14 protein-coding genes and 1 pseudogene are annotated in these 14,328 nt (G+C 61.3%); 10 read left to right on the forward strand and 5 right to left on the reverse strand.

What is annotated here, in order from left to right; all coding sequences use genetic code 11:
- Positions 1-52: 52 nt before the first annotated feature.
- Positions 53-1,651 carry an EAL domain-containing protein gene (locus J2Z75_RS11855; protein ID WP_209852427.1) on the forward strand — a complete coding sequence of 533 codons (1,599 nt, stop codon included), beginning with the start codon at positions 53-55 and terminating at the stop codon, positions 1,649-1,651.
- Here the strand turns inward: J2Z75_RS11855 and tlpA are convergent.
- Positions 1,637-2,320: a thiol:disulfide interchange protein TlpA gene (gene tlpA / locus J2Z75_RS11860; RefSeq protein ID WP_209852430.1), complete on the reverse strand. Its 684-nt coding sequence runs from the start codon at positions 2,318-2,320 to the stop codon at positions 1,637-1,639. The genes J2Z75_RS11855 and tlpA overlap by 15 nt on opposite strands.
- A 43-nt stretch (positions 2,321-2,363) precedes the next feature.
- Between tlpA and argH the strand changes: the two genes are divergently transcribed.
- The 4 genes from argH to J2Z75_RS11880 all read left to right on the forward strand — a co-directional run bounded on the left by argH (position 2,364) and on the right by J2Z75_RS11880 (position 8,119).
- Entirely contained in the window at positions 2,364-3,767 is a 1,404-nt protein-coding gene (argH, locus tag J2Z75_RS11865; protein WP_209852432.1) for an argininosuccinate lyase, read from the forward strand.
- Between the two features lie 95 nt (positions 3,768-3,862).
- Positions 3,863-4,057 (forward strand): LPS translocon maturation chaperone LptM, encoded by a 195-nt coding sequence (gene lptM / locus J2Z75_RS11870; RefSeq protein ID WP_209852434.1) that lies wholly within the window; start codon positions 3,863-3,865, stop codon positions 4,055-4,057.
- A 12-nt stretch (positions 4,058-4,069) separates the two neighbouring features.
- A complete protein-coding gene (gene lysA / locus J2Z75_RS11875; protein WP_209852435.1) occupies positions 4,070-5,338 on the forward strand; it encodes a diaminopimelate decarboxylase in 1,269 nt (422 codons plus the stop codon).
- Positions 5,339-5,482: 144 nt separating this feature from the next.
- Positions 5,483-8,119 carry a TIGR02302 family protein gene (locus tag J2Z75_RS11880; RefSeq protein WP_209852437.1) on the forward strand — a complete coding sequence of 879 codons (2,637 nt, stop codon included), beginning with the start codon at positions 5,483-5,485 and terminating at the stop codon, positions 8,117-8,119.
- A gap of 259 nt (positions 8,120-8,378) precedes the next feature.
- Here the strand turns inward: J2Z75_RS11880 and J2Z75_RS11885 are convergent, their stop codons facing one another.
- Entirely contained in the window at positions 8,379-8,621 is a 243-nt protein-coding gene (locus J2Z75_RS11885; protein WP_209852439.1) for a hypothetical protein, read from the reverse strand.
- 169 nt (positions 8,622-8,790) lie between these two features.
- On the opposite strand from J2Z75_RS11885, the pseudogene J2Z75_RS11890 reads away from it, so the two are divergent.
- Positions 8,791-8,961 (forward strand): annotated as a pseudogene (locus J2Z75_RS11890) (DUF4175 family protein); the annotation flags it as partial.
- A 95-nt stretch (positions 8,962-9,056) separates the two neighbouring features.
- On the forward strand, positions 9,057-9,620 hold the full coding sequence (locus tag J2Z75_RS11895; RefSeq protein ID WP_209852445.1) for a hypothetical protein: 564 nt from the start codon (positions 9,057-9,059) through the stop codon (positions 9,618-9,620).
- A gap of 106 nt (positions 9,621-9,726) precedes the next feature.
- Here the strand turns inward: J2Z75_RS11895 and J2Z75_RS11900 are convergent, their stop codons facing one another.
- From J2Z75_RS11900 to J2Z75_RS11910, 3 genes are all read right to left on the reverse strand, one after another.
- Positions 9,727-10,086 carry a response regulator gene (locus J2Z75_RS11900; RefSeq protein WP_209852447.1) on the reverse strand — a complete coding sequence of 120 codons (360 nt, stop codon included), beginning with the start codon at positions 10,084-10,086 and terminating at the stop codon, positions 9,727-9,729.
- Positions 10,087-10,245: 159 nt separating this feature from the next.
- Complete coding sequence (gene hpt / locus J2Z75_RS11905) at positions 10,246-10,791, reverse strand: hypoxanthine phosphoribosyltransferase (RefSeq protein WP_209852449.1); 546 nt, start codon at positions 10,789-10,791, stop codon at positions 10,246-10,248.
- 68 nt (positions 10,792-10,859) lie between these two features.
- On the reverse strand, positions 10,860-11,534 hold the full coding sequence (locus J2Z75_RS11910; protein WP_209852451.1) for a hypothetical protein: 675 nt from the start codon (positions 11,532-11,534) through the stop codon (positions 10,860-10,862).
- Positions 11,535-11,811: 277 nt separating this feature from the next.
- On the opposite strand from J2Z75_RS11910, the gene ftsE reads away from it, so the two are divergent.
- From ftsE to J2Z75_RS11925, 3 genes are all read left to right on the forward strand, one after another.
- Positions 11,812-12,471, forward strand: coding sequence for a cell division ATP-binding protein FtsE (gene ftsE / locus J2Z75_RS11915; RefSeq protein WP_068954509.1), 660 nt, complete (start codon positions 11,812-11,814; stop codon positions 12,469-12,471).
- Positions 12,464-13,474, forward strand: a complete 1,011-nt coding sequence (locus tag J2Z75_RS11920; protein WP_209852453.1) for a cell division protein FtsX — start codon at positions 12,464-12,466, stop codon at positions 13,472-13,474. The genes ftsE and J2Z75_RS11920 overlap by 8 nt, the downstream gene beginning before the upstream one ends.
- A 91-nt stretch (positions 13,475-13,565) precedes the next feature.
- On the forward strand, positions 13,566-14,261 hold the full coding sequence (locus J2Z75_RS11925; RefSeq protein WP_209852455.1) for a YdcF family protein: 696 nt from the start codon (positions 13,566-13,568) through the stop codon (positions 14,259-14,261).
- Positions 14,262-14,328: the final 67 nt, after the last annotated feature.

Below are 14,328 nucleotides of genomic sequence, written 5' to 3' on the forward strand. Positions count from 1 at the left end.
GCGATTTTAACCTGTTTCCGCCACGGTCCCCGCGTCAGCAACGGGCCGGGCCATGACAGTTCAGCGCAAACTACGCTTCGCAGCTTTCGTGCTGTGCTTCACCGGCCTGTTCGTCGCAGGCCTCTTCGTCGCCCACAGGGCATTCGTTGCGTCCTGGAACGAAAAGCAGTTGCGACAACTCGCGACTGACACCATCGCGCGCACGGAGCTGGCGATCGACTCCGCCACGATGAAAATGAGCGACGTCATCGTCAACCGCGGCACGTCGTGCGCCACCGTCGAGCGGATGGCGATGACAAGAGCGCTCTACGGCTCCAGCATCATGAAGAACATGCGCCTGGAAACGGAAAACGGCGTCTGCTGGAGCTACGAGGAAAAGAAGCAGGCTCTCGAGCAATCGATCGCGACCGCGCAGCAAAACCGTACCAAGAGCCCCGGCTATTCGCTCTCCTCCCTGCGTTTCCCGGGGTGGAAGGGTCTTGGTGTGCGCTGGCAATATGGAGAGAACGAAAACATCGTCGAAGTTCTCGCCACCAGCGGCCTGCTCTTTGCAATCCTGCCGGCCGAACTGCGCGACAGCGCGCTGATACAGCTTACCCTTGCGGACGGCACGTCGTTCGCCAGCTATAGCCCGCAGAAGAAATGGCTCACCGACGGCACCAAACTGACCATGTTCGAGGAGAAGTCGACGCAGTATCCCATCGCGTTCAGCCTGAAGGTCGATCAGGCCGCGCTCGCCCGATGGAACCAGGCGCTGTCACCGCAGACGATCGCGATCACACTGGCCTTTGGCCTTGGCTTCGGCATTCTGGCGGCGCGCGGCATGTTCCGCAACACGTCGATCCTTGACGAACTCGACACCGCATTGTCCGGCGGACGGATCCAGCCCTATTTCCAGCCGATTTTCGATCTTGAGGATCGAAAACTTCTCGGCTTCGAGATGCTGGCACGGTGGATCAAGCCGGATGGCTCGATGATTCCCCCGCTGGCCTTCATCCCCCTTGCCGAAAGCAGCGGCCGCATTGAAAGACTGACGACCGAGCTTTTGAAACAGGCCGGCGCTCAGCTTGGCGGGCTTTTGCAGGCGCAGAATCATCTGAAGCTGACCTTCAACGTCACCCCGGATCAGTATCTGGCGGACGGTTTCGTTGACAATCTGATCTTGGATGCCACGCGCTTCAATCTTCCCCACCGCGCCCTCGTCGTCGAGGTCACCGAACGGCAGGTCATCACCGACAAGGCGCGCGCAGCAACCGTGACGGCGAACCTGATCGACGCCGGTCTGCGCGTCGCCATCGACGATGCGGGAACCGGTCACAACGGCTTGTCCGCCATCCATGCGCTTGGTGCCAATTATCTCAAGATCGACAAGTTCTTCGTCGACGGCATCACCCTGGACCGCAAATCGTCTGAACTGGTGGAAATGCTGGCCTCGCTTGCGACGAAATTCGGAATGATCGTCGTTGCCGAAGGCATCGAGACGGAAGAACAGATTGCCGCGCTATTGCAGATGGGTATCCGGGAGGGACAGGGTTTTGTCTATTCCCGCCCGGTACCGGCCGCGGCGATCCTCGCCATGGCGACGAAAGACGCTGCGGCAGCCACGCCGAAAAGAGGCACCGGCCGCGCCTCGTTGCTATTGAGCGCCTGACGGCGGCGCTGCGACCGCTGCCTTCACCAGAGCCTTTGCATCATCGCTGTCCCACGCGGCGGGGCCATTCATCGACGAAATCAGGCAGCCCTTCTCATCCATCAGCAGCGTGACGGGCAGCCCGAAGGCAAGGCCTTCCTTCTTCAGTGCATTGAACACGCCCATCGAGGCATCGCGATAATAGCCGAGGTCATGCACGCCGGTCTCATTCAGGAACGCCTTCGGCTTTTCGTCGTCACCGATATCGATGTTGACCGCAACCACTTCGAATTTGTCGCTGCCTTCAGCTTTCTGCAGCGCATTCAGCGCCGGCATTTCCTCGCGGCAGGGCACGCACCAGGTCGCCCAGAGATTGAGGAGAACGGTCTTGCCGGTGAAATCGGCGAGCGACAGGTCCTTGCCGTCCCCACCCTTGAAATTCAGACCCGACAGCGGGCGCGGCTCGCTCACCGGCGCCATGGCAGCGACATGCCCCTTCAGGAACGGCGTGATCGCCGCAACCTTGTCTTTTGCCGCCTCGCAAGCCTCTGCGCCGGCGGTTTCCACCGCCGCACCATTGCCAGACCCGCTTTCCCTGACGTATACCGCTGCCGCACCGGCGATCAGCCCTCCGAGGGCAGCGATCACCACCAGTCTGGCAGGCGGAAAGCGTTTTTTTCTGTCGGTCACTTCATTTTCCAAAACGGGTCATTCTCCAGGGCGGGCATTCTTCATGGGCGACGGCACTTCCGAAACCAAAAGCTCCAACCAGATGTGGGGCGGTCGCTTCGCGCAAGGGCCGGCCGCGATCATGGAGGAGATAAATGCCTCGATCGGCTTCGACAAGAAGCTTTTCGCCCAGGACATCCGCGGCTCAATAGCGCATGCGACCATGCTGGCGCATCAGGGCATCATTTCGGCTGACGATAAAGACAAGATCGTTCACGGTCTCGACACGATCCTGTCAGAGATCGAAAGCGGACAGTTCGAATTTTCCCGCCGGCTCGAAGACATCCACATGAACATCGAGGCACGGCTGGCAACCCTGATCGGCCCGGCCGCCGGACGCCTGCACACCGCCCGCTCGCGCAACGACCAGGTGGCGCTCGATTTCCGCCTCTGGGTCAAGGAAGAACTGCAGAAGTGCGAGGGCATGCTGACGAGCCTGATCGCCGCCTTCCTCGACCGCGCCGAAGAACATGCCGAGACGGTGATGCCCGGCTTCACCCATCTGCAGACGGCCCAGCCCGTCACCTTCGGCCATCACTGCATGGCCTATGTCGAGATGTTCGGCCGCGACCGGGCACGCGTTCGCCATGCGATCGAACACATGGACGAAAGCCCGATCGGCGCCGCCGCCCTTGCCGGCACCGGCTTTCCGATCGATCGCCACATGACCGCCAAGGCGCTGGGTTTCCGCGAGCCGACCCGCAACTCGATCGATACCGTGTCGGATCGTGACTTCGCGCTGGAATTCCTGTCGATCGCCTCGATCTGCGCTGTGCACCTGTCGCGTCTGGCGGAAGAGATCGTCATCTGGTCGACGCCGCAATTCGGCTTCGTGCGCCTGTCGGATGCCTTTTCCACCGGCTCGTCGATCATGCCGCAGAAGAAGAACCCGGACGCGGCCGAACTGGTGCGCGCCAAGACCGGCCGCATCAACGGCTCGCTGATCGCACTGCTGACGGTCATGAAGGGCCTGCCGCTCGCCTATTCGAAGGACATGCAGGAAGACAAGGAACAGGTCTTCGATTCAGCCGAAAGCCTGGAACTGGCGATTGCCGCGATGACCGGCATGGTGCGCGACATAACCATCCGCGCCGACCGCATGAAGGCCGCCGCCGGCTCCGGCTACTCGACGGCCACCGATCTCGCCGACTGGCTGGTGCGCGAGGCAGGCCTGCCCTTCCGCGACGCCCATCATGTGACCGGCCGCGCGGTGGCGCTGGCCGAACAGAAGGCGTGCGAGCTTGCCGAACTCTCGCTCGCAGACCTGCAGGCGATCCATCCCGATATCACCGACAAGGTGTTCGGCGTCCTGACCGTCGAGGCTTCGGTTGCCAGCCGCACCTCCTTCGGTGGCACGGCACCGAGCGAGGTGAGGAAACAGATCGCCTGGTGGCGCACCCGGAACTGACGACAAGATTCAGGGTGCACAGCGCCTTAAAAAGCCGATATGAGTTCTGACGAATTTGAGACGAAGGGCTTGATTGCCCGGACCGGGAACCATCCATGCTCCTACGAAACACCACCATTCTGATTGCAGCCCTCGCCATAACCGGCCTGACGCTTTCCGGCTGCGGCCGCAAGGGCGATCTCGATCGTCCCGGCTCAAGCGCGCCGATCAACACCAAGGCCGCACCGGGCACCGTGGAAAAGAAGGACGAAGCGCCGGGCAAGCCCTTTCTCCTCGATCCCCTCCTTTAACAGAGCACTCCCTTGAACCATTTTGAATATCGCGACGGCATTCTGCACGCGGAAGACGTCTCCGTCATCGACATCGCCAAGGCGGTGGGCACGCCGTTCTACTGCTATTCCACCGCGACGCTGGAGCGGCACTATTCGGTCTTCTCCAAGGCGTTTTCCGATATCGACGCCATGGTTTGCTACGCCATGAAGGCCAATTCCAACCAGGCCGTGCTGAAGACGCTCGGGCGCCTTGGTGCCGGCGTCGACGTCGTGTCCGGCGGCGAACTGCGCCGGGCCTTGGCGGCCGGCATTCCGGCAAACCGCATCATGTTTTCAGGCGTCGGCAAGACCGCGCGGGAAATGGACCTGGCGCTGGATGCCGGCATCTACTGCTTCAACGTCGAATCCGAGCCGGAACTGGAAGTGCTCAACGCCCGCGCCGTGCGCGAAGGCAAGAAGGCGCATGTTTCCTTTCGCATCAATCCGGATGTCGATGCCAGGACCCATGCCAAGATTTCGACCGGCAAGAAGGAAAACAAGTTCGGCATCGCCTATGAGCGCGCCCGCGCGGTCTATGCACACGCAGCGACCCTGCCCGGCATCCAGGTGACCGGCATCGACATGCATATCGGCAGCCAGATCACCGAGCTGCAGCCCTTCGCCGATGCCTTCAAGCTGTTGCGCGAACTGGTCGATGCGCTGCGCGCCGACGGCCACAGCATCGATCACGTCGATGTCGGCGGCGGGCTTGGCGTACCCTACAAGCTGGACAACAACCCGCCGCCCCTGCCCGATGCCTATGCCACCATCGTCAAGGACCAGCTGCGCGAACTCGGCTGCAAGATCATCATGGAGCCCGGCCGGCTGATCGTCGGCAATGCCGGCATCATGGTGACGGAAGTCATCTACGTGAAGGACGGCGGCTCGAAGACCTTCGTCGTCGTCGACGGCGCCATGAACGACCTGATCCGCCCGACGCTCTATGAGGCCTATCACGAGATCCAGTCGGTGCGCATTTCCGCCGCCAACGCGCCGCGCATCAAGGCCGACATCGTCGGCCCGGTCTGCGAAACCGGCGACTATCTGGCGCTCGACCGGGAAATGGCCATGCCGAAGCCCGGCGACCTGATCTCGGTCGGTACCGCAGGCGCCTACGGCGCCGTGCAGGCCGGCACCTATAACAGCCGCCTGCTGGTGCCCGAAGTTTTGGTCAAGGGCAATCGCTTCCACGTGATTCGTCCGCGCACCAGCTACGAGGACCTGATCGGGCTCGATTCGGTTCCCGACTGGCTCGACTGATACCAGCTCGGCGATTCCCGGCCTGCCGTTGTTGATAGCACTGCAACGGGAGGCCGAAATCGATCACGATTGCGTTGCCGCCCTCGTCTTCGCCACAAACAATGTTATCCTTCACAGCACGGTTCGAACGCTGAAAGGGAACGGATGACGGAAATCCGGCGGAATACCTCGACAGCAACAGCAGGCTTCATGAGAAGTCTCGCGGTCAAGCGGACGCTTGCTCGCCTCGTTCTCGTCTCAGAACAGGCAGCACCCCGCGCCCTGCCGCTGCTTGCGACTGTTCTTCTGTTTCTGTCCGCCGCCTGGTTCGGCTTCTTCCGCGTCGCACCCGGCTGGCTGCATGCCGTGGCTCTTTTTGCCTTCGCAGCCGCCTTCGTCATCCTGTTGATTCCGCTCCTGCGTCTGCATATCCCCGGCAATACCGAAGCCGACCGGATGCTGGAGGAGCGCAACGATCTGCCGCATCAGGCAATCCGCGTGCAGGACGACCAGCCGGCCACCGGCGGCGCCTTCGGCCAGGCGCTGTGGCAGGAACACCAGACGCGCATGGCGCGGATGATCGGCGCGCTGGAGGCCGGATTGCCAAGGCCGGATATCGCCCGCAGCGATAGCTACGGCCTGCGCGCCGTCCCGGTTCTCATCGCCTGCGTTGCCTTTGCCTATTCCTATTCGAACAAGGCCGGCCTGATTTCCGATGCGTTTCACCCGCCGCAGCAATTCGCCGCTGCGCCCGATGTCCGCATCGACGCCTGGGTGACGCCGCCGGGCTATACCGGCCGGGCGCCGGTTTTCCTCACCGGCCGGCAGGGCGCCGAACAGACCACCGGCAGCGCCGAACCGCTGCGCATCCCGCGGTTCAGCGAACTGACCGTGCGCATCACCAGCGGCGGCGAGAACGCTTCCGTCACCTATCTGGAAAATGGCGCAGCCCAGCCGCTCGTGATCCCCGTACAGGCCGCCAAGCCTACCAAGGATGGGAACCCGGCGGAAACAGCGGCGACCGCCGCCGATCCCGCAAAACCCGGCAGCGAAACCCATCTGATGAAGATCACCAAGGACGGCGCGTTGTCCGTGGGCGGCGAGCAATGGGCCTTCACTGTGATCCCCGACAGCGTGCCGGATGTCGGCTTCGACGGCATTCCACGCGCCACGGTAAACGGCGCGCTTGAAATCGGCTTTGCCGCCAAGGACGATTACGGCATCCAGGATGCCTGGGCCGAGATCGTTCCGCTCGACAAGCAGGCAGCCGACGCGCGGCCGCTTTATCCCCTGCCGGAATATCGTCTCGACCTCCCCAAGCGCAATGCGCGCGAGGCAAAAGGGCTGACCAGCCGGAACCTGAGCGAACATCCGCTGTCGGGAAAGCGCGTCCGCGTCACGCTTGTCGCCAAGGATGCCGCCGGTCAGGAAGGCCGCAGCGTGCCGCAGGACATGATTCTGCCCGCCCGCCCGTTCTTCGAGCCGCTGGCCGGCGCCATTGCCGAGCAGCGCCAGGTGTTTGCGCTCAACGCCAACGACCTGCCCCGCGCCATCGACCTCAACGATGCCCTGATGGTGCGCCCGGACGAGACGATCCCCAACCTCACGCATTTCCTGCTGCTGCAATCCGCTCGCACCCGCATGGCGCTTTCGCGCAACGACGACATGCTGCGCGACGCTGCCGGCTATCTCTGGGAGATCGCGCTCGGCATCGAGGACGGCGACATGGCGCTGGCCGACAAGCGCCTGCGCGACGCCCAGCAGAAACTGTCCGAAGCCCTTGAAAAGGGCGCGTCGGACGAGGAAATCGCCAAGCTGATGCAGGAACTGCGCGATGCCATGAAGGACTACATGGAGGCGCTGGCCAAGCAGGCGGCAAAGAACCCGCAGGTGGCCGCCAATCCGAACCAGAACAATGTGCTGCGCCAGCAGGATCTGGAAAAGATGATGAACCAGATCGAGAACCTCGCCAAATCCGGCGCCAAGGACCAGGCACGGCAGATGCTGTCCGAAATGCAGCGCATGATGAACAATCTCCAGGCCGGCCGGCCGCAGCAACAGCAGCAGGGCCAGGAGAACAGCGAGATGCGCAAGCAGATGGACAAGCTGGGCGAGCTGATGCAGCAGCAGCAGCAGCTGATGGACGAGACCTTCAAATACGACCAGGCGCTGCGCGACCGCATGCAGCGCGGCGATCCGCTGGACGGGCAGGATCAGGAGCTTTTCAACCAGGACATGCCGCAGCAACCGGGACAGCAGCCAGACGAAAACGCGCAGCAGCCGGGCCCGATGGACGATATGACCGCGGAGGAGCTGAAGCAGGCGCTGAAGGACATGCAGGCGCAGCAGGACGCGCTCGCCAAGCAGCTCGGCGAATTGCAGAAGGGCCTTGAAGGCATGGGCATCAAGCCCGGCAAGGGTTTCGGCGAGGCCGGCCGCGAGATGAAGGGCGCTTCGGGCGCGCTCGGCAAGGGACAGGGCGAACAGGCCGTCGGCAGCCAGGGCCGCGCGCTGCAGGCCCTGCGCGACGGCGCGCAGGACATGATGCAGCAGATGCAGAGCCAGGGACAAGGCCCCGGACAGGGACAGGGCGTGCCGCAATACGGCCAGAACGGCCGCGACCCGCTCGGCCGCCGCCAGCAGAATACAGGCCCGGACTTCGGCGATCAGGTGAAGGTGCCCGACGAGATCGACACCCAGCGCGCGCGCGAAATTCTGGAAGAAATCCGCCGGAGGTTGGGGACGAACTCATCGCCGGAGACGGAAAGGCAGTATCTGGAAAGACTGTTGGATATAAGGTGAGGAAGACGGCCTCGTAGAATGTAGGCGATGGCCTTCTCTCCATTTTCGAACTGCCCCGTCTGCAACGATCGGTCAGCTGAAATGGTCGGTAGCCGGAAATAAGCTCTATGGCGCTGCGATAGCCTTTGTGATCGCTGAAACGGAATACCTCGCAGAACTGAAAAAATCAGATGTCTCAAAACTCTGCGGGCAGACGTTCAACCCGATCTAACCCACGCCCCTAAATCGATTGATGGGACGAAGTTACGACAACAAAAAATCACGCAGGTACGACTGTATCTTCATCGTCAATTCGGCCAACCAGATGATATTCATCCTCACTTAGCCAAATTCTCGCGTCTTCATAGGAAGATCCGTAAAAGCAGACCCGCTTTTCCAAAGGGCAATAGACTTCAATATTCCCTTGCAAATCCTCCCAGAGAAAAACCAGCCCAGGCGGGACTAACGCATAACCGGCCCAAACCTCGTACCATTTAACAGTTTTTTCGGTTGCTACTATCATTTCGCGTCCGCCCATACGCCCAAGGCTGAATTAAGATTTAAAGTCGCTAAGTCCATCTAATTTCAATCTTGGGAACCGATCAAGCCACCCAAGATCCAAGGATAGGCCGTTAGACACGCTCAATCTTCCAGAGACGGCCAGACGCGCTCCTTGACCCCTCCCCTCAAGCCGCCAGCAGAACGCCGGCCCGGATTTCGGCGACCAGGTGAAGGTGCCGGACGAGATCGACACCCAGCGGGCACGGGAGATTCTGGAAGAAATCCGCCGCCGCCGCCTGGGCACCAATTCATCGCCGAAAACGGAGCGGCAGTATCTGGAGAGGTTGCTGGATATAAGGTGAGGTAGAAAGTCACAGCCGTGACCGGCGTCGCCCTTACAGATTCGCGAAGCCTTTGACCCACTTATCGGGTGATGGGGAAAGGGATTTTCGTTGTTGTGTCCGCGCGTGAATTTCGTGATATTCACTGTATGGAACGACCTACAGCCTCCAATTGCTTTGTTGAATTCGTTGTTCGAGACGAGCCAGCGCTCGTCCGACTCGCGAAGGTGGTAGAAGAGCTTCGTCATCAAAAGGCCAACGACGCAATTGCTGACGAGGCCCATTGGTTACCCTATTTCGAAGCCGGAGACCGCTCCGCGTTTTGGTGGCCCGATGAAGCTGAAATGAACCGCTGGAATAAATTCTGGTTTTCGACCCCACTTCCCGAGCGACATCAGGCAGACATGCCTACCCCACCGTGGAACTTCGAGTCTCTGATCTTTGTCATTATGGAAGGTGACTACGATCTTATCGGCATCACCAGAACTAATGATTCACAAGCAAGACTGACATTTAAGCCGAACGGTTTTCCATACGGGGGGATTAACGCACTTCGAGAGCTTATTCGATCGTTTGGCCATGAGATCACCGGGTTTGATGACGGAACGGGGTTTGTTGGTGGTGACCCACAGAGCCCCCGCTGGAACCCGAATATGGAACCACCAAATCCCCGAAAATGATCAGCTCCAAGCGGATCCGGATTGCGCCGAGTACCCAATCCCCTTTAGAGAAAGTGTGGCAGACAGGCCTGATGAGGGAGCGTCTTCAAAACAAAGCCCGCGCCCCTCAAGCCGCCAGCGCCACTGCCACCGCCTTGCGGATATCCGGAAGCGTGAACGGCTTCGACACGACGTCAATCACCTTGCCGTCGAGATTGTCGGCGCGCTCGCGCTGCTCTGCATATCCCGTCATCAGCAGAATCTTCAGCGCCGGAAACGCGGCCGAGGCCTGGAGGGCGAGTTCGATGCCGTCCATGACGGGCATGCGAATATCCGACAGTAGCAGATCGAAGCTTTCGCCCCGAAGGCAGGCAAGCCCCTCGGCACCATCGGCGGCTTCCACAGTCTCGTGCCCGTCGAGCTGCAAGGCGCGGGCAACGAAACGGCGCAGGCCGTCCTCATCTTCGGTAATCAGGATTTTCGCCATCATGGCCTCCGGTTCGGCAACAATTCGCCGGGACGCGCGCCCTTGAGGCACCAGGTCCCTGATCCGCAGCACAGAAGCTGCGGGGTCAACACCACCAGAGTTTTGTTTGTTTTCCGTAAACGCGGATGGCCAGATCAGGAATTGTCCACAGCCGGATGGCTATTCGGCGTCGCCCGTGACGATGCCGACGAAGGGCAGTTCGCGGAAGGCATAGGCGACGTCCATGCCGTAGCCGACGACAAAATAATCCGGGCATTCGAAACCGACATAATCGGCTTCGAGATCGGTCTGGCGCTTGACTTTCTTGTCGAGAAGAACGGCGATCGTCACCGACTTGGCGCCGCGCTCCAGCATCAGTTCCTTGGCAAAAAGCAGGGTACGGCCGGATTCGAGAATGTCGTCGATCAAGAGAACATCGCGGCCATGCACGTCGCTGTCGATGTCCTTGATGATCCTGACACCCTGCGACACGGTACCGGTGCCGTAGCTCGACAGCGTGATGAACTCGACTTCAGGGGCAAGGCCGACAGTGTGCATGGCGCGGATCAGGTCGGCGGCGAAAATGAAGGAACCCTTGAGTACGGCAATGACGAGTAGATCGTTGATCGGCCCGTGGGCGATCTGCTCGGCCATTGCAACGTTCCGCTCGGCAATGACTTCGGCGGAATAGAGCGGCTCGATATTTTTTCCACGAACGACAGGCATACGGATAGTCTCCAGAAATATCTTGGAGACTGCGTTTCATGCCTCCGGAGCCTAGCCGCTTAGCACAGTCAGGGAGCCGAATCACCCGGCTGGCCGAAGGAAAGCGCCACACCGGGCAGTTTTCCACCTGTGTGTAGAAGGCGGGTGGAAAAGGCGCGGCTTTCTCCCGGCGCAAGAACGGCTTGATCGGAAACGATCCGGCTGGCGGTCCGCCGATGACCGTTGGCGATGACATCGACGAGGATTGTCGGGACCGCCTTCGGCGCATCGGATTGGTTTTGGACCGCGCCATGGACAGAAAGGATCTTCATGCCGTTGGCGTCGTTCAGCGACGTGGTGACGTCATTGATGGAGAGGGGCGGCGAAGAGGCGGCGGCAGGCTGGTAATGCGAGAGACCGGCGAAGAGCAGGAAGACCGGCGCACAGAGGCAGGTGACCAGGACGGCAAACGCCTTGGGCGACGCCGTCTGGAGCAGGCGCTCAAGGTGGTTCAGCGCCCACGGGAACACTGATGTAACGTTGGAATCGCTGCCGGGCCTCTGCGCAACGGTTCCTGCGCGACGGAGATTGTCATTGAACACGGGATAAGCATTGCGCCGGCTGTGCGAAGGAACGATCTCGAAATCGGCATCGACGATGTCGGCGGGACGCGGGACAGCGGCCTTCTGAGCGGCGCGCGCCGGGCGGTCCGGCGGCAGCAGGTCCATCCTGTGCGCAGCACCATTTGAACGGAAGGCGTTCATCGTCTCTCCTCTCGCGGCCGCACCGGCCGCGCAGAATGCCCGCAGCCTCGACAGGCTAGATTCGGGCATTGAAACAAACCTTTCTCAGACGTAAACCTAAATGGTTAATGCTTCGAAAATGGTGCTCGTGAACCGGCGTGTTTTCATGGAAAATTAACCACTGTTTAACCATGTTGACGCTGTAAAAGCGTGCCGTGTTGCATGCTGCGGCAAGGACCATCACATCGCCGCGAATGCATGGCAGGCGAGACTGAAGAGAAGCTGGACACTGACCCCATTGATTCATTTTGAAAATGTCGGATTGCGCTATGGAATGGGTCCGGAAATCCTCCGCGACCTGACCTTCGACATTCCCAAAAAATCGTTCCAGTTCCTGACCGGTCCTTCCGGCGCCGGCAAGACGACGCTGCTCAGATTGCTGTTCCTCTCGCTGCAGCCGACACGCGGCCTGATCCGCATGTTCGACCGCAATATCTCGACCATCCCGCGCGACGAACTCCCGATGCTGCGCCGCCGCGTCGGTATCGTCTTCCAGGATTTCCGCCTGCTCGATCACCTGACGACCTACGAGAACGTCGCCCTGCCACTGCGCGTGCGCGGCAAGGACGAATCCTCCTACCGCGCCGACGTTCTCGAACTGCTCGGCTGGGTCGGGCTCGGCGAGCGGATCAATGTACTGCCGCCGGTTCTTTCCGGTGGCGAGAAGCAGCGCGCGGCAATCGCGCGTGCTTTGATCGACCGGCCGGAAATCCTTTTGGCCGACGAGCCCACCGGCAATGTCGATCCGCCGATGGCGCGCCGCCTGCTCAATCTGTTTCTCGAACTCAACCGTCTCGGCACCGCCGTCGTCATCGCCACCCATGACCTTTCGCTGATGGATCAGGTCGAGGCGCGCCGGATGATCCTCTCGCAGGGGCGGCTCGACATCTATGAGTGAAGCCCGCGTCACCGACCGCGCCGGACCGGCAGCACCGCAGGAGCGCAAGGCTTCCCTGCGTGTACGCCCGACCGCGCCGATCGTGCCGCCCGGCAATGTGTCCGGCAATGCCCTGATGCTGGTCATCGCCATCATGGCCTTTCTTGCCTGCCTGACGCTCGGCGCGGTCAGCATGGTGCGCTCGACGGCGCAGAGCTGGCAAAGCCAGATTTCCCGTGAGATCACCATCCAGATCAAGCCGGACGAAAAACTCGACATGGAAAAGGCACTCGCCGACGCGCGCGATCTCGCCCTGACCTTTGAAGGCACCACCGACGGAACGATCGTCGACAAGGCGGCGACCGCCCGCCTGCTCGAGCCGTGGCTGGGCGAAGGCCTCGATATCGACGATCTGCCGGTGCCGCGCCTCGTCATCATTACCATCGACGAACAGAACCCGCCGGATTTCGCCGCGATGCGCGCGATGCTGACGGAGACCATCCCGCAAGCCTATCTCGACGATCACCGCACCTGGGTCGACCGGCTGGTGGCGATGGCGCATACGACGGCGCTGATCGGCACCGGCGTGCTGGTGCTGGTGTTCTCGGCCATGGTGCTGACCGTCATCTTCGCGACGCGCGGGACGCTGTCGGGCAACCGGCATATCGTCGAGGTGCTGCATTTCGTCGGCGCCGAGGCCGGTTTCGTCGCGTCGGAATTCCAGAAACATTTCCTGAAAATCAGCCTGAAGGGCGCCGGCGCCGGCGGGCTTCTGGCTGCGGCCTGCTTCGCGATCGCAAGCTTCTGGCAGTCGCGGTCGCTGGCGACGCCGCAGAGCGACCAGGCGACGGCCATGTTCGGCAGTTTTTCCATTGGCTATACCGGTTACCTCGGCATCGCCGCCGTCATGATCGTCATTGCGCTTTTGACGACGCTGACGGCCCGTTTCACGGTGATGCGGACCATCTACGAGATCGACCTGATCCGGTCCGATCCGGCACGCATCGACGGCAACCAGACCTGACCACGATGATTGCGTTGCCTTGCATCCATTCCTTGCCGCAATCTGCCTCTATGGAAGAATCACAGCAGCCGGCGGAGTACCAGGAAAAGCAATGAGCGAAAGCGAAACGCGGCGGAAGGCAACGCTGGTGCGAAGGCATGTGAGTCTCCGCCGCCGATTGGTGCGGCTGACATTCTACGTGCTTCTGCTGACTGCCGGCTGTGCCGCGGCAGGCTTCCTCTATTTCGCCGATTCCGTTGCCTCCCTTCAGCCGCCGGCCAATCCGAAGGCCGATGCGATCGTCGTCCTCACCGGAGGCTTCCAACGGATCGACCAGGCGGTCGAACTGCTGAAAACCGGAGCAGGAAAACGGCTGCTGATCTCGGGCGTCCACCCATCGACGACGGGCGGCCAGATCCGGCGCAACACCCAGAGCTCGGCCGATCTGTTCAGATGCTGCGTCGATATCGGCCACGATGCGATCGATACGATCGGCAACGCCAACGAGACCGCCAACTGGATCCGCGACAACGGCTACCGCAGCATTCTGGTTGTCACCAACAACTACCATATGCCGCGCAGCCTGCTCGAATTGCGCCGGGCCAATCCGGAGATCGAGTTCATCGCCTATCCCGTCGTCAACTCCGATTTGAAGAGCACCAACTGGCTGCGCAACCCGATTGTGCTGAAAACGATCCTCTCGGAATATCTCAAGCTGACGATCGCCTCCGTGCGCGACGCGCTGGGCGCCCGTCCTGCAAGCGGGCTGCGCACCGAAGGCAAGGAGACCAGCGCTTCCGGGAATTGAGCCCCGACAGCACGATCTTGCGAGCGAAGCAGTTTTCCTTGCCGAGATATTCGTGTACGCAGCGGAT

The organism is Rhizobium herbae (genome assembly GCF_017873135.1).
In the GTDB taxonomy this organism is placed as follows: domain Bacteria; phylum Pseudomonadota; class Alphaproteobacteria; order Rhizobiales; family Rhizobiaceae; genus Pararhizobium; species Pararhizobium herbae.